This is a genomic window from Micromonospora sp. CNZ285 (genome assembly GCF_004637285.1).
Genome location: NZ_SPQD01000001.1, coordinates 4,070,265 through 4,091,963, shown reverse-complemented (window position 1 = coordinate 4,091,963; position 21,699 = coordinate 4,070,265). Strand labels below are relative to the sequence as shown.

Genomic DNA, 21,699 nt, shown 5'->3' with positions numbered 1-21,699 from the left:
TCAGCTCGCGGCCAGGCCGCGCAGGAACTTCTCGGCGATCGGCGCCGCCACCTTGGAGCCCGCCCCGCCCTGCTCGACGAAGACGGCGAAGGCCACGTCTCCCTGCCAGCCCACGAACCAGGCGTGCGTGTGCGCCGGGTTGTTGTCGTACTCCGCGGTGCCGGTCTTGCCGTGCACCGGCTCGCCCGGCACGTCCGCCAGCGCGCTGCCGCTGCCCGCTGTGACCACCCCGCGCATCATCGACTTCAGCGCCGTCACCGACTCCGGCTTGAGCGGCTCGCCGGCCGGTGCGGGCTTGGCCGGCGCCGGGTCGAGCAGCAGCTTGGGCTGCTCGAACTTGCCCCGGGCCACGGCCGCCGTGGCGCTCGCCATCGCCAGTGGGCTCACCAGCGTGGTGCCCTGGCCGATCGCGGCGGCGGCCTGCTCGGTGGCCGAACCGTTGGCGGAGATCTTGCCGGTGAACGCGTCGGTGCCCAGATCCCAGGCGGCCTCCAGGCCGAGCGTACGGCCGGCCTGCGCCAGCCCGTCCGGGCCGAGCTTCGGCGCCAGCGCGGTGAACGCGGTGTTGCACGACTTGGCGAAGTCGGTGGCGAACGGCACCGCGCCCAGCTCGAAGTTGTCCGAGTTCTTGAAGATCCGTCCCTCGACGGTCGCCGTCTTCGGGCAGTTGACAGTCGTCTGCGGGGTCACCGCGGCCCGGTCGAGCAGGCCGAGCGCGCTGACCATCTTGAACGTCGAGCCGGGCGGCACCTGGGCGGTGAAGGCGAGGTTGTCGCCCGCCGCACCAGGGCCGTTCGCGGCTGCCAGCACCGCGCCGTCGCTGATCCGCACGGCGACCAGGGCGGACCGGCGGGTCTGCCCGCGCAACGCGGCGTCGGCGGCGTTCTGGGTGGCCGCGTCGATTGTCGTCTTCACCGGCTGACCCGGCTTCGGGTCGGCGCGGTACAGCTCCGTGCCGGTCGGCTCGACCTTGCCGTCCGGGGTGGTCCGCTCGGTGATGACGGTGACGCCGGGGACGCCGCGCAGCCGCTCGTCGTACCGGCCCTGGAGCCCGCCGTGGCCGACCAGGTCGCCGCGCGCGTACCGCTCGGGGTGGGCCTGGAGGTCGTCGGCGGTGGCCTGGTCGACCGAGCCGAGCAGCGCCCGGGCGAACTCGCGGGTCGGCGCCAGCATGAGCTGCCCCGAGGCGAACCGGGTGCCGGGCAGGTCGTAGATGCGTGGCTTGATCTGCCGGTACGCCTCGTCCCGCAACGTCACCACCTCGACCAGGCCGTCCGGCTTGGCCTCCTTGAGCCGCTTGGGCAGGTCGCCCAGGTCGACCGGCGGGGTGAGCGCTGGCCGGATCGCCTTGAACGCGGCGTCCAGCTTCCGGAGCAGGCCGGGGACGTCGTCGATCTCGCCGGGGACGAGCTGCACCCGGACCACCGGGCGCGGCGCGACGATCGGCTGACCGGCCGCGTCGAGCACACCGGCGCGCTGCGCCGGCTCCCGCCGCAGCGCGATCTTGTCACCACTCTCCAGCTTCTCGTGCACCACCGACGGCTCCCAGATCACCTGCCACTGGTCGTCGCCGCCGCGCTTGAGGCGTACCGGATTCTCGTAGGCCCAGGTGCCGCCGCCGGGCAGCGCCCAGCTCACCTTGACCCGGGCGGTGGCGACGTCGCCCTTGGTGGTGATGTCGCCGGTGCGCGCCAGCTCCGGCGGGTTGGCCGCGAGCGCGCCGGCCAGCGCCTGGATCTGCTTGGTCACGTCGCCGGCGGGCACCCGCCCGCCGGCCGGCTGGACGAAGCCGACCGCCTGCAGGTCGCCGGAGCGCCAGCCGCCGAGGAACGCCTCGACGGCCGCCTCCGGGCCGTCGTCCCCGGAGCATCCGGTCAGCGCACCGGCCGTGACCAGGACTGCGGCCAGTGCCGCGAGGGCACGGTGACGGGTGTGACGGCGGGGGCGGACGGGGTACGACACGGGCATGAAGCGGTCCTTCCGGTGCTCAACTGCCCTGCACGCTAGTACGACCAGGCGTTCCCCACCGCCCCGCCACCGCCTCCGGCAGCGCCAGAAGCGGCGTGTGGCAGTGTGATGAACATCGCCAGTCGGGGTACTCCGCGAGCGGCCGACCTCGGACCCGCAACGGGTGAAAGGACAGAGTCCAGATCCGGACGTCCGGCCGGTGGTCCGCCGCGGGAGGTACCGCGCGGTAGGGCCTAGGCTGGGCGGCAGAGTGACCCACAACGCGGTGGGTCGAGGGGAGTGGCACCGATGGACCGGCGTCCGGCGATCAAACCGGGACCCGACCTCCGGCAGGCTGACACCGGCCGGGACGACGACAGCTTCGATTCGGCGACCGACGGAGACGGTTTCAGCCGTCTCGACACAGGAGTGACCGGGATGACCGGTTCCAGCATCGACACCCTCTACGACCTGGGCCTGCCTGCGCAGGCACTGGCCGACGAGTCGGAGGACGCCGAGCTGGACGAGCCCGTTCCCAACGCGGAGCGGCTGGTCGCCCAGGCGGTCGCGCTGGCAGGCGACGACCACGACGCGGCCACACTGGTGGACCGCTTCTGGCGGTTCGCGCCGGACGAGGAGCTGATCGGCTTCACCGCCGAGGAGATGCTGGAGGCGGCCCGGGCCCACCGGGACCTGGCCCAGCAGCGGGTGCCGGGCGAGCTGAAGCTCCGCATCCACGAGCCGGACGCCGAGCAGCACCACACGGTCGTGGAGATCGTCACCGACGACATGCCGTTCCTCGTCGACTCGGTGACCGCCCTGCTGAACTCCCGCCACCTGGACGTGCACCTGCTGGTGCACCCGCTGGTCGTGGTGCGGCGCGAGCCGCTGGGCCGGCTCACCGAGGTGTCGGCGGACGTGGAACCGGACGACGCCATCGCCGGTGACCTGGTCGAGAGCTGGATGCGGATCGAGATCGACCCGGTCCGCGACCCGGCCGAGCGGGAGGCGTTGCGGCGCGAGTTGCAGCGGGTACTGACCGACGTGCGCGAGGCGGTCGAGGACTGGCCGAAGATGCGGCAGCGGGCCCTCGCGCTCGCCGACGAGCTGGCCGCCGCCCGGACGTCGGACAACCGCCCGCCGGTGCCGGAGAAGGACATCACCGACTCGGTGGAGCTGCTGCGCTGGCTGGCGCACGACCACTTCACGTTCCTCGGTTACCGGGAGTACCGCCTGGTCCACACCGACGGCGTGCGCGGCGGGCAGGCCCTGGAGGCGGTGCTCGGCACCGGGCTGGGCATCCTGCGCTCCGACTCGCCGGAGGCCCGGTCGCTGAACTCGATGACGCCCGAGGCGCACGAGAAGGTGCTGGAGAAGCGCCTGCTCATCATCACCAAGGCCAACTCGCGTGCCACTGTGCACCGCTCGGCGTACCTCGACTACATCGGCTTCAAGATCTTCAACGAGGCCGGCGAGGTGGTCGGGGAGCGGCGCTTCCTGGGCCTGTTCTCCACCGCCGCGTACCGGACCAGCGTGCAGGAGCTGCCGGTGGTCCGGCGCAAGGTCGCCGAGGTGCTCGACCGCTCGGGCCTGAGCCTGCGCAGCCACTCCGGCAAGGACCTGCTGCAGATCCTGGAGACCTACCCGCGCGACGAACTGTTCCAGATCAAGACCGACGACCTCTACCACGCGGTGATCGGCGTGCTGCGGATGGCCGGTCGCCGGCAGCTGCGGGTGTTCCTGCGCCGCGACGCGTACGGGCGGTTCATCTCCTGCCTGATCTACCTGCCGCGGGACCGGTTCACCACGCAGAACCGGCTGCGCATGCAGGACATCCTGCTGCGCGAGCTGAACGGCGTCGGCGTCGACTACACCACCCGGGTGACCGAGTCGATGCTGGCCCGGGTGCACTTCATCGTGCGTACCGATCCGAACAACCCGCCCGGCGACATCGACGCCGACCTGCTCGCCGAGGAACTGGCCGACGCGACCCGGCTCTGGGACGACGACTACCGGCTGGTGCTGGAACGCAAGCTCGGTGACGAGCAGGCCAAGCACCTTTTCGCCCGGTACGCCGACGCGTTCCCGGAGGGCTACAAGGACGGGCACACGCCGTACGAGGCGATGAAGGACCTGGCGAAGCTGGAGCTGCTGGAGGAGCCCGGCCAGCTGGAGATGCACCTGTTCCGCAAGCAGGCGCCGCCGCGTCCGTACGCCGCCCGCGCCGCCGACGCCGACGAGGCGATGGACGTGCGGTTCAAGGTCTACCGGTACGGCGAGCCGATGATGCTCTCCGCCGTGCTGCCGGTGCTGCACTCGCTCGGCGTGAAGGTGGTCGACGAGCACCCGTACGAGGTGGAGCGCGTCGACGGCCGGATCTGGCTCTACGACTTCGGTCTGGAGCTGCCCGAGCGGCACCAGGACCTGGCCGAGGTGCGTCCGCACGTGGAGAACGCCTTCGCCGCCGCCTGGCGGGGCGAGGCCGAGGTGGACGGCTTCAACGAGCTGGTGCTCCGGGCCGGGCTCACCTGGCGGCAGGTCGTCGTGCTGCGCGCGTACGCGAAGTACCTGCGCCAGGCCGGCACCGTGTTCTCCCAGGAGTACATGGAGCAGACGTTCATCGCGTACCCGCAGATCGCCGAACTGCTGGTGAAGCTGTTCGAGACCCGGTTCGCCCCGGGCGCGACCACGCTCGACGAGCGGCGGCAGCGCAGCGGCGAACTGGTCGACGCGGTCGGCGAGGCGCTGGACGAGGTGGCCAGCCTCGACCAGGACCGCATCCTGCGGGCCTACCTGACGCTGATCCAGGCCACGCTGCGCACCAGCTTCTACCAGAAGCCGGTGGGCGGGCGGCCCAAGCCGTACGTGGCGTTCAAGCTGGACCCGCAGGCCATCCCGGACCTGCCCGCGCCGCGGCCCAAGTTCGAGATCTTCGTCTACTCGCCCCGGTTCGAGGGCGTGCACCTGCGCTACGGGCCGGTGGCCCGCGGCGGTCTGCGCTGGTCCGACCGGCGCGAGGACTTCCGGACCGAGGTGCTCGGCCTGGTCAAGGCGCAGATGGTGAAGAACGCGGTGATCGTGCCGGTCGGCGCCAAGGGCGGCTTCGTGCTCAAGCAGAAGCCGGGCGACCGGGACGAGGCGGTGATCTGCTACAAGGAGTTCATCTCCGCGCTGCTCGACGTCACCGACAACATCGTCAGCGGCGAGATCGTGCCGCCCGAGGACGTGGTCCGGCACGACGGCGACGACCCGTACATGGTGGTGGCCGCCGACAAGGGCACCGCGACGTTCTCCGACATCGCCAACGAGATCTCCGAGGCGCACAGCTTCTGGCTGGGCGACGCGTTCGCCTCCGGCGGCTCGGCCGGCTACGACCACAAGAAGATGGGCATCACCGCCCGGGGCGCCTGGGAGTCGGTCAAGCGGCACTTCCGGGAGCTGGGCCACGACACCCAGACGCAGGACTTCACAGTGGTCGGCGTCGGCGACATGTCCGGCGACGTGTTCGGCAACGGGATGCTGCTGTCGAAGCACATCCGGCTGGTGGCCGCGTTCGACCACAGGCACATCTTCCTGGACCCGGATCCGGACTCGGCCCGGTCCTGGGAGGAACGCAAGCGGCTGTTCGACATGCCGCGCTCGTCGTGGGAGGACTACGACCGCGAGCTGATCTCCGCCGGCGGCGGCGTCCACTCGCGTACGGCGAAGTCGGTGCCGATCTCGCCGCAGGTACGGGCGGTGCTCGGCCTCGACGAGGACGTCACGCAGCTCAGCCCGCAGGAGCTGATGAAGGCGATCCTCACCGCGCCGGTCGACCTGTTCTGGAACGGCGGCATCGGCACCTACGTGAAGGCGTCCAGCCAGACCAACGCCGAGGTGGGCGACAAGTCCAACGACGCCATCCGGGTGGACGGCAAGGGCCTGCGCTGCCGGGTCGTCGGGGAGGGCGGCAACCTGGGCTTCACCCAGCAGGGCCGGATCGAGTACGCCTCGACCGGCGGCCGCATCTACACCGACTTCATCGACAACGCGGCCGGTGTGGACTGCTCCGACCACGAGGTCAACATCAAGATCCTGCTCAACACGGCGGTCGCCGATGGTGAGCTGGACCGGCCGGAGCGCGACGAGCTGCTGGCCCAGATGACCGACGAGGTCGCCGAGCTGGTGCTGCGGGACAACTACGACCAGGCACGGGCGCTCAACAACGCCCAGGCCCAGGCCGCCTCGCTGCTCCCGGTGCACCGGCGGATGATCAACGAGCTGGAGCGGTCCGGCGCGCTGAACCGGGCGCTCGAGGCGCTGCCCTCGGACGAGGAACTGGCGGTCCGCACCGAGAGCGGCCTGACCGCGCCGGAGTTCGCGGTGCTGCTCGCGTACGTCAAGATCGTGCTGGAGCGCGAGATCGTCGGCGAGGGCCTGGCGGACGAGGAGTGGACGACCGACGTCCTGGTCAACTACTTCCCGACGCCGCTGCGGCAGCGCTTCGCCGAGCGGATGGGCCGGCACCGCCTGCGCCGGGACATCGTCACCACGGTCCTGGTCAACGAGGCGATCAACCGGGGCGGCATCTCGTTCGTCTTCCGGGTGGTCGAGGAGACGGCGGCGTCCGCTGCCGACGTGCTCCGGGCGTACGTGGTGGTCCGCGAGGTGTTCGGCCTGCGTGACCTGTGGGACGCGGTCGAGGCGCTGGACAACAAGGTCTCGCCCGAGTTGCAGACGGCCGTCTACCTGGACACCCGGCGGCTGCTCGACCGCGCGGTGCGCTGGCTGGTCACCAACCGGCGCTCGCCGATCGACGTGCCGGCGGAGATCGCCCGGCTGCGCGACGGTGTGGCCCGGCTCCTGCCGGACCTGGAGAACCGGTTCTGGGGCACCGAGCGGGAGGCCATCGCGGCGCACATCGAGTCGCTGGTCGAGCGCGGGCTGCCGCGTGACCTGGCCGAGCAGGCGACCCGCCTGATGTACAGCTTCGGCCTGCTGGACATCGTCGAGACGGCGCAGGGCACCGGGCGGGACGTGGGCGAGGTGGCCTCGGTCTACTTCGTGCTCTCCGACCGGTTCCGGGTCGACGCGCTGCTGTCGAAGATCTCCCTGCTGCCCCGCGAGGACAGGTGGCAGACGCTGGCCCGGATGGCGCTGCGCTACGACCTGTACGCCGCGCTGGCCGCGCTCACCGCCGAGGTGCTCGGGTCCACGCCGGAGGACGTGCCGCCGGTGGAGCGGGTGCAGGAGTGGGAGCAGGCGAACGCCACCTCGATCCACCGGGCGCACCGGGCGATGGGGGAGTTCGACGAGTCCCGCGCCGACCTGTCCGCGCTGTCGGTGCTGCTGCGCCAGATCCGTACCCTGGTCCGGACCTCGGCGGCGACCTGACGCTGACGCACGAGTGGCCCGGTGGTCGGTTCCCCGACCACCGGGCCACTGCTGTTCCCGCCCTCAGCTCGTCATCGCCGCGTAGACGACGATGTTGTTCAGGTAGCTCCCGGCCGTCTTGTCGAACACCCCGCCGCAGGTCACCACGCGCAGGGCGGGGACGTCCGACGGGCCGTAGACCTGCGCGGCGGGAAAGGCGGTCTTCGGGTACGACGCGACCTCCCGCACCGTGAACGTGGCGGACGAGCCGTCCTGCCGGGCCACCACTATCGTGTCACCCGCCACCAGCGCGCCGAGGTTGAAGAACACCGCCGGGCCGAGCTGGGCGGAGTCGACGTGACCCACGATGACCGCGTTGCCGGCCTCGCCCGGGCTGGCGCCGGGGGAGTACCAGCCGGCGTTCATGGCCTGGTCCAGCGGGGGCACCTGGACCGTGCCGTCCGGGTTCGTGCCGAGCGACATGATCGGCGCCTGCACCCCGATGCGGGGGATCGAGATGGTGACCGGCGCCGACCGGGGCAGCGGGGCCGGGGCGGCGCCCGTCGTGTTCGGGACGCCCGGGACGGCTGCGGCGCCCGGGGTGGCGCCGGTCGTTGGGCCCGGCGCCGCCGGGCCGCCCCCGGCGGCGTCCGCTGCCGGCCGGCCGGTGCCGCCCGGTGTGGACTGCCCGGTGCCCGGTGCCGGTTGGCCCTCGGTGCCCGGTGCGGGTCGGCCCTCGGTGTCCGGGTCGGCGTAGGCGCCACCCGGATCGCTCTGCGGGCCGGTGGTGACCGGGGCGGCCCGACCGAGCGGCTGCGGCGGTGACGGTGGCGGGACGGTCCGGACGGACGCGCCGATCAGACCGGCCCCGGCCATGGCGAGCAGGACGACGACGGCCGTGCCGGCGGCACGCCACGGACTTCCGTGGCGGCCGCCGGCCCGGGTCGTCGTCCGGTCAGACCAGGCCACCGGCCCGCCGCCGGCGCAGCAGCACCAGGCCGCCCAGCGCCGCGGCGCCGATCATGCCCGCACCGCCGGTGGCGAGGGTACGGTCCACGCCGGTGGTCGTCATGCCACCGTCGCCGCCGTCGACCCCGCCGCGCGGCAGGACCACCAGCTCGCCCTCACCGCAGGTGCCCCGCAGCTCGTACCGGCCCGGCCGGGCGTCGTGCGACACGGTGGCCTCGCCGTAGTAGACGAAGTCCTTTCCGTGCTCCCACTCGTCCTTGCCGTAGTCGCGCTCGGCGTCCTTGCCGTAGTCGCCCTTGTCCTCCTGCCAGGCGCCTCCGCTCGCCTGCCAGTCGTCCTTGCCGCCCTGCCAGTCGTCGTTACCGCCCTGCCAGGAGCCGTGCTCGTCCTTGCCGTCCTTGCCGCCCTGCCAGTCGTCCTTGCCGTCCTGCCAGGAGCCGTGCTCGTCCTTGCCGTCCTTGCCCTTGTCGTCCGGCCGCCCGCCACGGTCGTCCTTGCCGTGCTCGTCCTTGGCGTCCTTGCCGTGCCGGTCCTTGCCGTCGGGGCCGTGCTCGTCCTTGGTCCAGTCCGGCGCGCCCGGCTTCTCCTTCTCCCAGCCCGGCTCGGCGTCCTGGCCGTACTCGTCGTGCCCCTGCCAGTCGCCGGGGTCGACGGCCGCGCCGGCGCCCGCGCCGCCCGGCTGCGGCTGCCCTTCCGGCTGGCCGGCCGGCGGCTGGGGCTGGTTCGCCGGAGGCTGCGGCATGCCGTCGCCACCCGGGCCGTTCCCGCCGGGCCCGTCACCGCCCGGCCCGTTCCCACCGGGGCCGTTGCCGCCCGGACCGTTGCCGCCGGGGCCGTTGCCGTCCGGGCCGTGCCCGTCCCCGCCCGGCTCACCGCGGCCGTCCCGACCCTTGCCGTGCTCATCCTTGCCGTCCGGGCCCTTGCCGTGCTCGTCCTTGCCGTCCGGGCCCTTGCCGTGCTCGTCCTTGCCGTCCGCACCCTTGTCGTCCCAGCCCCAGTCCTGGTCGCCGCCCCAGTCGCCGCCGCGGTCGGCCCAGTCGCCGTGTTCGCCGTCGCGGGCCGGGTGCAGGTCGACCTTGCCGGTGACCTTCGACCAGACGGTGGCGTGCTTCTGCGGCTCGGAGCAGATCGCGAGCAGCTCGACGGTGTCCCCCGCCTTCACCACGTGGGGCTTGGCGATGACCTTGCCCTCGTCGTGCCCGCCCGCGTAGGCCATTCCCGGGGTGAACGCGAGAAGGCCGGCTCCGCCGAGGGCGGCGCCCGCGACCACCTTCCCGAGCATCTTCTTAGCCATGACCAGCGTCTCCATCCCTGTTCGTCCTGAGCCCGACGTCAGTCGAGCTAAGGCTGACGTTAGACCTTTTCGCGACTTATCCGGGGAAAGATTCGCTTTTAGGGATTTGCCGGTGATGCGGCCCCGGCGCGTGCTGCGCGACCGGTAGCGCCGATCGGGCTCTCCATGGCGGTCCCGCGACGCCGGTCCCACTCGTGCTGTCAGCGGCCCCTCGCGCGGTCCGCGTGCCGAGTGGAACGTCGTGGGTGTCTCCGGGTCGTTTCGACACCCATGACGTTCACCCGAGCCGAGAGGTGCCGGTGGGCGGCGGGGAGTGGGGGGTGTGGTGGCGCCGGGCGGCGGTACGGTGGGGCGAGGCGCATCGAGCCATTGCCATGGAAGCGCTCCCATGCAAGAATCGCTGCACGCGGTTCGGGGAGCCACACCGCGAGCTCAGACGTCGAGGGCAGCCGGCACCATCGGCCGACGTCCGGCTCCATCGGCCGGTCCTGCGGACCGGTCGGCACCACCACCCCCACAACGCCCGTCCGGGTCGGGCGTCCCCCGAAGTAACCCGTGGCGCGCACGGCCGTTCCCGCAGGACGACCGCAGCCGCCATTGCGCCGGGCCGTACGCGGATCCGGTCTCGCCCAAGGAGATCAGTGGCATGAATCTGTGGAGAAGGCTGTCCGGCCGGAACCGGACGCTTGCGCTCACCGGCGCCGGCGTCCTGGTAGCCGGTGGACTGGTGACCCTCCCGGTCACCGCGGCGCAGGCCGCCACGCAGTGCAGCGTGACCTACACGACCAGCGACTGGCCCGGTGGATTCACCGGCACCGTGACCATCAAGAACATCGGTGACGCGCTCAGCTCGTGGAACCTCGGCTTCACCTTCCCGAACAGCTCGCAGCGGGTGGTGAACGGCTGGTCCGCGCGGTGGTCCCAGAGCGGCCAGAACGTCACCGCGCAGAACGAGTCGTACAACGGGTCGCTCGCCAGCGGCGCCAGCACCACCATCGGCTTCAACGGCTCCTGGAGCGGCAGCAACCCCAAGCCGACCCAGTTCACGCTCAACGGCACTGTGTGCAACGGCGGCACGCCGTCCACCAGCACCCCGCCGACGAGCACGCCGCCGACCAGCACGCCCCCACGAGCACCCCGCCGACGACGGCCCCGCCGCCCACGACGGCCCCGCCGCCCACGACTCCGCCGCCGGGGCAGCGGGTCGACAACCCGTACGCCGGCGCAAAGGGGTACGTGAACCCCGAGTGGAAGGCCAAGGCCGAGTCGGTGTCCGGCGGCAACCGGGTGTCGAACAACCCGACCGCCGTCTGGATCGACCGGATCGCCGCCATCAACGGCACGCCGGACAGCAGCTCCAACGGGGCGATGGGCGTCCGTGACCACCTGGACGCCGCGCTCGCCCAGGGCGCCGGCTACATCCAGTTCGTCATCTACAACCTGCCCGGCCGGGACTGCTCCGCGCTCGCCTCGAACGGTGAGCTGGGCCCGGACGAGCTGCCCCGCTACAAGGCCGAGTACATCGACCCGATCGCCGCGATCCAGGGCGACTCGAAGTACCGGAACCTGCGCATCGTCAACATCATCGAGATCGACTCGCTGCCCAACCTGGTGACCAACACCTCGGGCAACGCGGGCGGCACGGTCATGTGTGACACGGTGAAGGCCAACGGCGCGTACGTGAACGGTGTCGGCTACGCCCTGGCGAAGCTGGGCGCGATCGGCAACGTCTACAACTACATCGACGCCGCCCACCACGGCTGGATCGGCTGGGACAGCAACTTCGGCCCGGTCGCCGACCAGCTCAAGGCCGCCGCCGTCGCGTCCGGCAGCACCGTCGCCAACGTGCAGGGCTTCATCGTCAACACGGCGAACTACTCCGCCCTGAAGGAGCCGTACGTCAAGGTCACCGACTCGGTGAACGGTCAGACGGTCCGGCAGTCCAAGTGGATCGACTGGAACCAGTACGTGGACGAGCTGTCGTTCGCCCAGGCGTTCCGGCAGAAGCTGGTCTCGGTCGGCTTCGACAGCAACATCGGCATGCTGATCGACACCTCCCGCAACGGTTGGGGCGGCACCGCCCGGCCGACCGGCCCCGGCCCGTCGACCAGCGTGGACGCCTACGTGGACGGTGGCCGGGTCGACCGGCGCTTCCACACCGGCAACTGGTGCAACCAGGCCGGCGCGGGTCTCGGCGAGCGGCCGCGGGCCAACCCGGAGACCGGGATCGACGCCTACGTCTGGGTGAAGCCCCCGGGTGAGTCGGACGGCTCCAGCACCGAGATCCCGAACAACGAGGGCAAGGGCTTCGACCGGATGTGCGACCCGACGTACACCGGCAACGCCCGCAACGGCAACAACATGTCCGGTGCCCTGCCGAACGCGCCGATCTCCGGCGCGTGGTTCGCGGCGCAGTTCCAGCAGCTCATGCAGAACGCGTACCCGCCGCTCTCCTGAGCCGCGGCCGGACCACCCGCGGCGGCGGGAGTGAGGCACCGCCGCGCGGGTTCCCCGGGCCCCTGGTCGACGCCCACGTCGGCCAGGGGCCCTCGGCCGTGCCGGTGTCAGGGCACGGTGCGCTCGATCGCCGCCCGGCCCAGCTCGGCCAGGTCGCGGCGGGCCCGTTCCAGGTTCTCCGGGGTCACGTCCTGACCCCGGGCCTGCACCAGGTCCTCCGGATCCCAGGGCTGCTCGGCGCCAGTGCGGATGTCGTCCGGTGCGGCGCCCGTCCCGGTGCCTGTCGCGCCGGTACCGGCCGCGTACGGGTCGCCGATGAGGTTCGGCGACCCGGTGTCGGGCACCGCACCGTCGGGCTCGGTGAAGACGGGGTTGTCCGGGTCGGTGCCGCCGCTGCGCAACTGGGGCACCGTGCTGTCGTCGTCCACCGCCGCGGCCACCTCGGGGGTCTCCTCCAGCGGCCGCTCGCCACCGCGGTCACGATCGGTCATGCTGCTGCCCTCCTGTCCCTTCCGCCTGATCCCCGTGGCGTACCCGGTGCGGGCCGCGCCATGCGGGCGGCGGGGGTCAGGACTCGTCGCGGTGCGGCTCCGGCGTCTCGGTCGGGCTCAGCCGCAGCCACAGCAGCATCAGCAGGCCGAACACCAGCATCGCCGCGCCGGCCCACAGGTTGATCCGGACGCCCTGCGCCTTGTCGATCTCGGCGGACGTGTCGAACAGCCCCATCAGGCCGACGATCAGCCCGTACACCACGAACAGGCCACCGATGACCCGGCGGATGTCGAAGAGCCGGGCGGCGGCGGAGCGTTCCTCGCGGGCGTCCTCGGTCTCGTCGACCAGCGGGTCGTGCGCCTCGCCGCCCTGGTAGTGGCGGTCTGCGTTGTCTGCCATGGCGTGCGTCCCCTCCTTAGAAGACCGGGATGTAGAACAGGGCGGCGAGGATCACCGCGACGACGCCGAGCAGCACCGGCGAGCGGTACCAGGCGGCGTCGCCGGCCAGCGTGTCGTCCGCGAGCGTGCTGTCGCTGAGGCCGTACACCAGCCCGGTCAGCTCCCGGTCGGTCTTCGGCCGGGTCAGCGGCGTGACGATCGCGGCCACCACCGCGACGGTGGCGAAGGCCAGGCCCGCGCCCCAGAAGCTCTCCTCCAGGTCCGAGTTGAAGCTGATCACGCCGCCCTTGTAGAGCAGGTACGTGGCGGTGGCGACGACGGTGCCGGACAGCAGCGACCAGAACCCGGCCAGCGGCGTCATCCGCCGCCAGAACATGCCGATGATGAACGTGCCGAACAGCGGCGCGTTGAACACCGAGAACAGCGCCTGGATGTAGTTCATGATGTTGCTGAACCCGGCCGCGATGAACGCGGTGCCGATGCCGATCACCACGGCGCCGACGGTGGCGAGCCGGCCCACCTTCACGTAGTGCTCGTCCGGCAGGTCCCGCCGGAAGTACGCCTGCCAGATGTCGTACGTGAACACGGTGTTGAAGCCGCTGACGTTCGCCGCCATGCCGGCCATGAACGAGGCCACCAGGCCGGTGACCGCGATGCCGAGCACGCCGTTGGGCAGCAGGTCGCGCATGAGCAGCGGGATCGCGTTGTTGTAGACCAGGTCGCCCTCGTCGGCGCCCAGCCCTTTCACGGTGACCAGGGCGATCAGACCGGGGATCACGGTGACCGCCGGGATGAGCAGCTTCGGGTACGCGGCGATGATCGGCGTACGCCGGGCGGCGCTCATGTTCCGCGCGGAGAGCGCGCGCTGCACCTCGGCGAAGTTGGTGGTCCAGTAGCCGAAGGAGAGCACGAAGCCGAGGCCGAACACGATGCCCAGCCAGTGCGCGCCGAGCGGGTTGTCGGTGCTGCCGGTGCCCTCCCAGGCGTGCAGTCCGGCCTCGCCGAGTTTGGAGTCGCGGACCGCGTCCATCAGGCCGCTCACGCCGCCGACCTTGACCAGTCCGATCACCGTGATCGGCACCAGACCGGCGATGATCACGAAGAACTGGAGCACCTCGTTGTAGATGGCGCCGGAGAGCCCGCCGACGGTGATGTACGCCAGCACGATCACCGCGCCGACGATGATCGCGAACCAGAGCGGCCAGCCGAGCAGCGCCTGCATGATCAGGGCCAGCGCGTAGAGGTTCACGCCCGCGATGAGCACCTGCGCGACCGCGAAGCTGATCGCGTTGAGCAGGTGGGTGGGGCGGTTGAAGCGCAGCCGCAGGTACTCGGGGACGCTGCGGACCTTGGAGCCGTAGTAGAACGGCATCATCACGATGCCGAGGAAGACCATCGCCGGCACGGCGCCGATCCAGTAGTAGTGCACGGTCATGATGCCGTACTGCGCGCCGTTGGCGGCCATGCCGATGATCTCCAGCGCGCCCAGGTTCGCCGAGACGAACGCCAGGCCGGTGACCCAGGCGGGCAGCGAGCGGCCGGAGAGGAAGAAGTCCACGCTGGTACGGATCGCGCGCCGGGCGGCGAAACCGACGCCGAGCACCGTGACGAAGTAGAGCGCCAGGATCAGATAGTCCAGGGCGTTCATGTTCAATCGCAGGCCGCCACCGCCCATGCCCGTGCTCCCCTCGTGTGCACCGCTGCCCGCACGTACCCCGATTGCGAAGTTTCATACCTGCTGTTCGGTCCGGGCGTGCGGAAGCCCCGGCCGGGTCACCGGCCGGGGCTTCGTGGCGGTTTCTCAGCGGCCCAGCACGCGGTCCAGGAAGTCGCGGTAGCCGCGCACGGCGACCCGGAGCTGCTCGGTGTCCGTGGAGCCGGACTCCTGCCAGGTGCCGAGCCGGGTGCGCTGCTCGCGCAGGGCGGTGGAGAGCGCCTCGATCGCCTCCTCGACCAGCGACTCCGCCTCGCCGACGGCCGCGCGCGGGTCGTCCACGAAGCGCAGCTGCACGTCGCGCCAGCGGTCCCGGAAGCCCTGTGCGGCCTCCGGCGCGAACAGCGTCGCCGCGTCGGCCGGCACCGCGCCGGGTGCGGGCCGAGCCGCGCCGGCCAGGCCCGTGCCGGCGGCTGCCGCGCCCGCCGCCGCGCCGGCGGTGGCCGTGTCCACCCCGTGCCGCCGGTCGGCGTCGTCGGTGGCGGGGACGGGCTCGGCGTCCGGGTCGACCAGGCCGGGCTCGGCGCTGCCGTACCCGACCGCGCCGTCGGCGACCGCGTCGTCCCGGAGTACGCCGTCGGCCCCGCGGTCGTCGCGGGCCACGTCGTCGCCGGTGCGGTCGTCCCGGCCGTCGCCGTCCACGTCACGGTCGGTGGTGCCGGAGTGCTCGGCGTCCCAGCGGTCCCGGTCGTGCAGGCGGTCCCCGGCGGTCGGGTCGGCCCGCTCGTCGTCCAGCGGGTCGGTGCGTCCCGGCGCGCCGTCGCCCGGCGCAGCGGTGTCCTCGCCGCGCGCGTCGCGCTCGTCCTGCGGGCGGCCGCTCGCCAGGGCCGAGGCGGCGACCGCGTCGCCCACCGTGGCCGCGCCGAACGCCGTCGGCAGCGGCGCCGGCTCGTGGAACGGGGGCCGCCCGTCGTCGTCGGTCCGGTCGGCCGCGTCGCGCAGCTCCCCGGCGTCGTAGGCGCGGGTCTCGTCGACCTCGGCGTCGCGCCGCTGGTCGGCGACCGCCGGGTCGTCGAAGGTGCCGCGGTCGTCCAGCGCGTCCTCGGGCACGTCGGCCCGGTCGGCGTCACGGCGGTCGGTGTCGGCGTGCTCGCCCGGCTGCGGCACCGGCACCGGCACCGGTGCGGACCGGACGGCCTCGGGGTGGTCCTGCGTGACCTGCTGTTCCTCCTGGCGCATGGCGGCGGCCTCCTCAGCGGCTCGGGACGTCGTGGTCGTGGTCGGGGTGGCGCTGCTCCGGCTGCTGCGTGGACGTGGGCACCGGGTCCTCGCCGAGCAGGTCGGCGAAGAGGGCGCGGTAGTGCACGAGCGCCTGCCGGAGGTCCTCGGTGCCGGCCTCACCGCGCTCGTTGCGCTGCCGGATCTCGTGGGCGTCGCGGTAGTGGGTGAGGGTGCGGGCGTGCTCGACGGAGAGGTGGGCGATCTGGTCCGAGAAGTCCCCGGTGGGGTATCCGCGCTCGGCGATCAGACGGCTGACCAGCTCGTCGGCCTCGCCGACGGTCTCCGCGGGGGAGTCGACGAAGCGCACCTGGAGTTCCTCCCAGGCGGCGGCGTAGCGGGCCCGGGACTCCGGGCTCAGCGGGGTCAGCTCCAGCTCGGCGTGCCGGCGTTCGCGCTCCCGCAGCTCCCGCTCGGCAGCGCTGCGGCTGTCCTGCTCGGCGACGACCCGGTCGTACTCGGGGCCGAAGCGCTCGCGCAGCGCCCGGCGGCGGCTGGCGACCACGGCGACCGCGACGAGCGCGGCGATGACGGCGACGACGATGACTATGACGACTACCTGGGTGGACGACATGGCTCCTCCTTCGCACGCTGGTATTCCCTCGTGCGGGTGATCGCCAATCCCGTTGTGCGGCACTTTCCGCCCCGCTCCGGAAAAAGGCGCGGTGTCGCGACCACCGTCCGGTGCCGGATCGGTGTCCGACTGCGCCCGCCGTGCCCGTCTCGGACCGTAGTGAGAGCCGAGACGGCCGGTAGTGCATCCGCCCCGGATTACGTATCCTGCCCAAGGCGTCCGGGCCGGGGCCCGGCGTCGTGGCCGGCGAACGTGACGGCCGCTGCCGGCGCCACCGAGCGACACCTTCCCGGGCGAGGTCTGATTGAACACCCGTGACTGGCCGATCCGCGCCAAGCTGACCGCGCTGGTCATCGGCCCGGTGACCGGGCTGCTGGCGTTGTGGATCTTCGCCACCACGCTCACCTTCGGGCCCGCGCTCGACCTGCTCTCCGCGCGTACCCTCCTCTACGACCTGGGCCGTCCCGGCGAGGCCGTGGTGGCCGAGCTGCAACGCGAGCGGCGGCTGTCGGTGGTCCAGCTCGCCGGCGACCGCGCCCTCCCCGAGCTGACCGAGCAGCGGGTACGCACCGACGACGCGATCGTCGAGCTGCGCCGCAAGGTCGACGGCGGCGACCTGCGCGACGTCGCCGACGCCCAGCTCGACAACCGGCTCGACCAACTCGTCTCGGCGCTCGACGCGCTGCCCGCCGGGCGCGCGTTCATCGACGACCGCAAGGTGGACCGGGCCGGTGCCGTCGGCCTCTACAGCGGGATGATCGGCTCGGCGTTCCAGGCGTTCGGCGCGATGGCCGCGCTGCCCGACGCGCAGCTCAACCGGGAGGCCACGGCGCTGACCGCGCTGGGCCGCTCCCGGGAGCTGCTCGGGCAGGCCGACGCGCTGCTGGCCGGCGCCGTCACCGCCGGGCGGTACGCCGACGGCGAGCACGAGCAACTGGTACGCACGGTGGAGAACCAGCGTTTCCTGGCCGAGATGGCGGTCGCCGACCTGCCGGCCGGGGAGCGGACGGCGTACCAGCGGATGACCGAGGGCGCCGGGTTCCTCCGGCTGCGCGCGCTCCAGGACAGCCTGATCCGCTCGCCCGGGCTGCCCGCCCGGTTCGACATGCGGGCGTGGGAGACCGGCCACGCCGAGGTGTGGCAGAGCCTGCGCGACTTCGAGCTGCGCGGTGCGGACGCCCTCGCCGAGCGGTCGGTGCCGATGGCCACCCGGATCCTCGTCCAGCTCGCCGCCGCCGGTGTGCTGGGCCTGATCGCGATCGTGGTGTGCGTGCTGGTGGCGTTGCGGGTCGGGCGGTCGCTGGCGCAGCGGCTGACCGGCGTACGCGCCGCCGCGACCGAGGTGGCCGAACGCCGGCTGCCCGACGTGGTCGCGCGGCTGCGCCGGGGCGAGGAGGTCGACGTGGCCCGGGAGGCGCCCGAGCTGGACCACGGCGGCGACGAGATCGGCCAGGTGGCGCGCGCCTTCAACGAGGTGCGCCGGACCGCGGTCCGGGCCGCCGTCGACGAGGTGACGCTGCGCCGGGGCTTCAACGAGGTGATCCTCAACCTGGCCCGGCGCAGCCAGGGGCTGGTGCACCGGCAGCTGGCGCTGCTGGACCGGCTGGAACGGCGTACCGAGGACCCGGACGAGCTGGCCGGGCTGTTCCAGGTCGACCACCTGGCGACGCGGCTGCGGCGGCACGCCGAGGACCTGGTCATCCTCGCCGGGGCCGCGCCCGGACGGGGCTGGCGCCGCCCGGTCGCCGCTGTCGACGTGATGCGCGGCGCGATCTCCGAGGTCGAGGCGTACGACCGGGTCGACGTGGGCGAGGTGGCGCCGGCCGGGGTGCTGGGCCGCGCCGTCGGCGACGTGATCCACCTGCTCGCCGAGCTGATCGAGAACGCGACCACGTTCTCCCCGCCCGGCACCCGGGTGGACGTCACCGGCCGCAGCGTCCCGGGCGGCTACACCATCGAGATCCTCGACCGGGGGCTGGGCATGTCCGCGCCGGCCCTGGCCGAGGCCAACCGCAAGCTGGCCGAGCCACCGGAGTTCGACCCGGCCGGCAGCGCCCGGCTCGGGCTGTTCGTGGTGGCGCGACTGGCCGCCCGGCACGGCGTCCGGGTGGAGCTGCGGCCGTCGCGCCCGGCCGGGATCGTGGCAGCGGTGTTCGTACCGTCGGAACTGGTCACCGACGAACCGCCGGTGGGCGTGGACGCCTCCGCCGGGCCGGAACGGCGGCGCCTGGCCAAGGTGACCCGGCTGGCCACTGTGCCCCGGCCGGGGCGGCCGGTCCGGCCGGGCCGGGAGCGGTCGGAGAGCACAGTGGTCCCGCTGCAGTCGGCGCGGGCCTCGACGGTGGAGCCACCCGCCGACGACGACGGGCTGCCCCGCCGGATCCGGCGTCGCGGTGCGACCGCCCGTCCGCGCGCCGCCGTCGCCGACACCCCGGCCCACCGCACCCCGGAGGAGGCCCGCCGCGCCATGTCGGCGTTGCAGGCCGGCACCGCGCGCGGACGCCGGGACGGCTCCCGCGCCACCGGAACCGATCCGGCCACCCCCACCACCGAAACGCGCGACACCGGTACGCCGTCCACCACCGCGGGGCCGGCCGTTCAGCCCGCCCCGCCGGCGCCGGATCAACGAACCGCGACTGAGAGGGACGCCTAGTGGTGCACACGACGCGGCAGAACGCCGATCTCGACTGGCTGCTCGACGACCTGGTGGAGCGTGTTCCCGCCGCCCGCCAGGCGGTGGTGCTCTCGGCGGACGGGCTCCTGCTCGGCGCCTCCACCGGCCAGGACCGCACCGATGCGGAACACCTGTGCGCGCTGGCGTCCGGCTTCTCCGGGCTGGCCAAGGGCGCCACCCGGCACCTGGGCGGCGGCGCGGTCCGCCAGACCGTGGTGGAGATGGAGTCGGCCTACCTGTTCGTGACCGCCGCCGGGCAGGGCGCCTGCCTCGCCGTGGCGAGCGACGCCGACGCCGACATCGGCCTGGTGGCGTACGAGATGGCGATGCTCGTCATCCGGGTCGGGGAGAACCTGGCCGCGCCGAGCCGGGTGGCGGGGGAGCGGACCGATGCGCGCTGAGTCGCCGGGGCCGCAGCACGAGTGGCTGGACGCCGACGCCGGACCGGTGGTGCGCCCGTACACGCTCACCGGCGGCCGGGTGCGTCCGCCGGTCGACGGCTTCGACCTGCTGGCGTTCGTGCTCGCCGCTCCCGGCGCGGACCCGGCCGGCACGCCCGGTCTCCAGCCGGAGCACCGCCGCCTGATCGAGCTGGCCCGGCGGCCGAAGGCCGTGGCCGACCTCGCCGCCGACCTGGACCTCGCCCTGGGCGTGGTCCGGGTGCTGCTCGGCGACCTCCTCGCCCATGGGCTCGTCGCGGTGCACCGGCCACCGGCCACCGCGTACCTGCCCGACGACAACATCCTCAAGGCGGTGGTCAGTGGACTCCGTGCGCTATGACCAGGAGCCGGGGGCGGCACGAGTGCCGCTGGCTTTGAAGATCCTCATCGCCGGTGGCTTCGGCGCCGGAAAGACGACGCTGGTCAGCGCGTTGAGTGAGGTCCGGCCGTTGCAGACCGAGGAGGTCCTGACCGGGGCCGGGCTCGGCACCGACGACGTCTCCGGGGTCGAGCAGAAGTCGACCACGACGGTGGCGATGGACTTCGGCCGGATCACCATCAACGACGACCTCCAGGTCTACCTGTTCGGCACCCCGGGCCAGGACCGGTTCTGGTTCCTCTGGGACGAGCTGGCGTTCGGCGCGCTCGGCGCGGTGGTGCTCGCCGACACCCGGCGGCTGGCCGACTGCTTCCCCTCGATCGACTACTTCGAGCAGCGGGGCATCCCGTTCGTGGTGGGCGTCAACTGCTTCGAGGGTTCCCGCCGGTTCGGCCTGGAGGCGGTCCGCGACGCCCTGGACCTGGACCCGGACGTCCCGCTGGTGCTCTGCGACGCCCGGGACCGGCAGTCCGGCAAGCTGGTGCTGATCTCGCTCGTCGAGCACGTGGCGCGGCAGCGCGGCGAGCCGGTGCCGGTGGGCTGAGCACGCCGTACCCGATCCGTCGGGCCTCGTGGGACTGACCGGGCGCGCCACCGGGAAGCCTCTGGTTGGATCGCAGGCAGGACCGACGAGAGGTGGGTGCGGTGACCGGGCAGGACGAGATCGTCCACATCGGCGGCTACACGGCGGAGACGGGCGGGCGGGCCGAGGGCGTCGTGGCGGCCCGGCGGGACCGGGCGACCGGGGAGCTGACCCCGCTGGGCGTCGTGGCGGTCACGCCGTCGCCGTCGTTCCTGGTGCGGCATCCGGCGCTGCCGGTGCTGTACGCGTGCAACGAGTTGCCCGTCGGGCAGGTGAGCGCGTTCCGGGTAGCGGCGGACGGCGACCTCGCGCCGCTGGGCGTCCGCGAGACCGGCGGTGCGGAGCCGTGCCACCTGTCCGTCGCCCCGGACGGGCGGCACCTGTTCGTGGCGAACTACGGCGGCGGCAGCGTGGCGGTGTTCGGCCTGGACGCCGACGGCGTGCCGGGGGAGCGCACCGATCTGATCCGGCACTCCGGTCACGGCGCCGACCCGCAGCGGCAGGAGCACGCGCACTGCCACATGGTCTCGCCGGACCCGGCCGGCGGCGGGCTGCTCGCCGTCGACCTGGGCACCGACTCGGTCTACCGGTACGACGTCGATGACGCCACCGGCCGGCTGGCGGAGCGGGAGCCGAGGCTGCGGACGGCGCCCGGGACCGGTCCCCGGCACCTGGCCCGGCACCCGGACGGGCGGCGCCTGTGGCTGGTCGGCGAGCTGGACGCCACCGTCACCGGGTACGAGCTGACGCCGGACGGGCCGCGGCAGCGGACGCGTGTCGACGCCAGCGGCCGGACCGGGCACGTCCAGCCGTCCGAGGTGACTGTCGGGCCGGGCGGGCGTTTCCTCTACGTGGGCAACCGCGGCGTGGGCACGATCGCCGTCTTCGCGCTGGACGGCCCGGCGCCGGAGCTGGTGGCCGAGGTCGACACCGGCGGCGAGTGGCCGCGGCACTTCGCGTTCGCCGGGGAGCACCTGTACGTGGCCGACGAGCGGGCCGACATGATCAGGATCTTCCGGGTCGATCCGGACGGCGGGGTGCCGGAGGCGGTGGGGGAGCCGGTGCCGATGGCGAGCCCGACGTGCGTCCGACCGTGACCGGACGGTCACCAAGTGGCAGTCCGAAGTGGATTGACATCACCATAAATGACTGACTAGTAACTTAGCGTATGGGTTAGCTGATCAACTGTTTCTGCTGCGTAACTTTC

Annotated in this window: 14 protein-coding genes and 1 pseudogene; 7 read left to right on the top strand and 8 right to left on the bottom strand. The window is 72.8% G+C overall.

Features of this window, described 5'->3' with window-relative positions; translation table 11 throughout:
- Positions 1 to 1,968 carry a penicillin-binding transpeptidase domain-containing protein gene (locus CLT75_RS18525; RefSeq protein WP_135241751.1) on the bottom strand — a complete coding sequence of 656 codons (1,968 nt, stop codon included), beginning with the start codon at positions 1,966 to 1,968 and terminating at the stop codon, positions 1 to 3.
- A 288-nt stretch (positions 1,969 to 2,256) separates the two neighbouring features.
- Here CLT75_RS18525 and CLT75_RS18520 point away from each other — a divergent pair, with 288 nt between their 5' ends.
- Positions 2,257 to 7,320 carry an NAD-glutamate dehydrogenase gene (locus CLT75_RS18520; RefSeq protein ID WP_135241750.1) on the top strand — a complete coding sequence of 1,688 codons (5,064 nt, stop codon included), beginning with the start codon at positions 2,257 to 2,259 and terminating at the stop codon, positions 7,318 to 7,320.
- A gap of 63 nt (positions 7,321 to 7,383) precedes the next feature.
- On the opposite strand, the gene CLT75_RS18515 is transcribed toward CLT75_RS18520, so the two are convergent.
- Both CLT75_RS18515 and CLT75_RS18510 read right to left on the bottom strand, forming a co-directional pair.
- Positions 7,384 to 8,268 (bottom strand): class F sortase, encoded by an 885-nt coding sequence (locus tag CLT75_RS18515; protein WP_209310347.1) that lies wholly within the window; start codon positions 8,266 to 8,268, stop codon positions 7,384 to 7,386.
- Positions 8,255 to 9,562, bottom strand: coding sequence for a hypothetical protein (locus tag CLT75_RS18510; RefSeq protein ID WP_486485216.1), 1,308 nt, complete (start codon positions 9,560 to 9,562; stop codon positions 8,255 to 8,257). Before CLT75_RS18510 ends, CLT75_RS18515 begins: the two co-directional genes overlap by 14 nt.
- A gap of 646 nt (positions 9,563 to 10,208) precedes the next feature.
- Between CLT75_RS18510 and CLT75_RS18505 the strand changes: the two are divergent.
- Positions 10,209 to 12,019: pseudogene (locus CLT75_RS18505) on the top strand (glycoside hydrolase family 6 protein).
- 107 nt (positions 12,020 to 12,126) lie between these two features.
- On the opposite strand, the gene CLT75_RS18500 reads toward CLT75_RS18505, so the two are convergent.
- The 5 genes from CLT75_RS18500 to CLT75_RS18480 form a co-directional block, all read right to left on the bottom strand.
- A complete protein-coding gene (locus CLT75_RS18500) occupies positions 12,127 to 12,510 on the bottom strand; it encodes a hypothetical protein (protein ID WP_135241748.1) in 384 nt (127 codons plus the stop codon).
- Between the two features lie 76 nt (positions 12,511 to 12,586).
- Positions 12,587 to 12,910, bottom strand: coding sequence for a hypothetical protein (locus CLT75_RS18495; RefSeq protein ID WP_135241747.1), 324 nt, complete (start codon positions 12,908 to 12,910; stop codon positions 12,587 to 12,589).
- 16 nt (positions 12,911 to 12,926) lie between these two features.
- Positions 12,927 to 14,585, bottom strand: a complete 1,659-nt coding sequence (locus CLT75_RS18490; RefSeq protein ID WP_135241746.1) for a sodium:solute symporter family protein — start codon at positions 14,583 to 14,585, stop codon at positions 12,927 to 12,929.
- A 126-nt stretch (positions 14,586 to 14,711) separates the two neighbouring features.
- Complete coding sequence (locus CLT75_RS18485; RefSeq protein ID WP_135241745.1) at positions 14,712 to 15,803, bottom strand: hypothetical protein; 1,092 nt, start codon at positions 15,801 to 15,803, stop codon at positions 14,712 to 14,714.
- 13 nt (positions 15,804 to 15,816) lie between these two features.
- The gene (locus CLT75_RS18480) at positions 15,817 to 16,416 is read right to left on the bottom strand and encodes a hypothetical protein (protein ID WP_135241744.1); all 600 of its coding nucleotides are present in this window, start codon (positions 16,414 to 16,416) and stop codon (positions 15,817 to 15,819) included.
- A 304-nt stretch (positions 16,417 to 16,720) separates the two neighbouring features.
- On the opposite strand from CLT75_RS18480, the gene CLT75_RS18475 reads away from it, so the two are divergent.
- The 5 genes from CLT75_RS18475 to CLT75_RS18455 all read left to right on the top strand — a co-directional run bounded on the left by CLT75_RS18475 (position 16,721) and on the right by CLT75_RS18455 (position 21,589).
- A complete protein-coding gene (locus CLT75_RS18475; RefSeq protein ID WP_135241743.1) occupies positions 16,721 to 19,069 on the top strand; it encodes a nitrate- and nitrite sensing domain-containing protein in 2,349 nt (782 codons plus the stop codon).
- Positions 19,069 to 19,491 (top strand): roadblock/LC7 domain-containing protein, encoded by a 423-nt coding sequence (locus tag CLT75_RS18470; protein ID WP_135241742.1) that lies wholly within the window; start codon positions 19,069 to 19,071, stop codon positions 19,489 to 19,491. The genes CLT75_RS18475 and CLT75_RS18470 overlap by 1 nt, the downstream gene beginning before the upstream one ends.
- Positions 19,481 to 19,870: a DUF742 domain-containing protein gene (locus CLT75_RS18465; RefSeq protein WP_135241741.1), complete on the top strand. Its 390-nt coding sequence runs from the start codon at positions 19,481 to 19,483 to the stop codon at positions 19,868 to 19,870. The genes CLT75_RS18470 and CLT75_RS18465 overlap by 11 nt, the downstream gene beginning before the upstream one ends.
- Positions 19,851 to 20,453: an ATP/GTP-binding protein gene (locus CLT75_RS18460; protein ID WP_135241740.1), complete on the top strand. Its 603-nt coding sequence runs from the start codon at positions 19,851 to 19,853 to the stop codon at positions 20,451 to 20,453. The genes CLT75_RS18465 and CLT75_RS18460 overlap by 20 nt, the downstream gene beginning before the upstream one ends.
- Positions 20,454 to 20,554: 101 nt before the next feature.
- Positions 20,555 to 21,589, top strand: a complete 1,035-nt coding sequence (locus CLT75_RS18455; protein ID WP_209310346.1) for a beta-propeller fold lactonase family protein — start codon at positions 20,555 to 20,557, stop codon at positions 21,587 to 21,589.
- Positions 21,590 to 21,699: the final 110 nt, after the last annotated feature.

What these genes read in the sequence shown, in the direction of transcription:
- CLT75_RS18465 (WP_135241741.1), top strand. Translation starts at nt 19,481, where the DNA reads ATGCGCGCTGAGTCGCCGGGGCCGCAGCACGAGTGGCTGGACGCCGAC.
- CLT75_RS18525 (WP_135241751.1), bottom strand. Translation starts at nt 1,968, where the DNA reads ATGCCCGTGTCGTACCCCGTCCGCCCCCGCCGTCACACCCGTCACCGT.
- CLT75_RS18490 (WP_135241746.1), bottom strand. Translation starts at nt 14,585, where the DNA reads ATGGGCGGTGGCGGCCTGCGATTGAACATGAACGCCCTGGACTATCTG.
- CLT75_RS18495 (WP_135241747.1), bottom strand. Translation starts at nt 12,910, where the DNA reads ATGGCAGACAACGCAGACCGCCACTACCAGGGCGGCGAGGCGCACGAC.
- CLT75_RS18485 (WP_135241745.1), bottom strand. Translation starts at nt 15,803, where the DNA reads ATGCGCCAGGAGGAACAGCAGGTCACGCAGGACCACCCCGAGGCCGTC.
- CLT75_RS18500 (WP_135241748.1), bottom strand. Translation starts at nt 12,510, where the DNA reads ATGACCGATCGTGACCGCGGTGGCGAGCGGCCGCTGGAGGAGACCCCC.
- CLT75_RS18520 (WP_135241750.1), top strand. Translation starts at nt 2,257, where the DNA reads ATGGACCGGCGTCCGGCGATCAAACCGGGACCCGACCTCCGGCAGGCT.
- CLT75_RS18510 (WP_486485216.1), bottom strand. Translation starts at nt 9,562, where the DNA reads ATGGCTAAGAAGATGCTCGGGAAGGTGGTCGCGGGCGCCGCCCTCGGC.
- CLT75_RS18480 (WP_135241744.1), bottom strand. Translation starts at nt 16,416, where the DNA reads ATGTCGTCCACCCAGGTAGTCGTCATAGTCATCGTCGTCGCCGTCATC.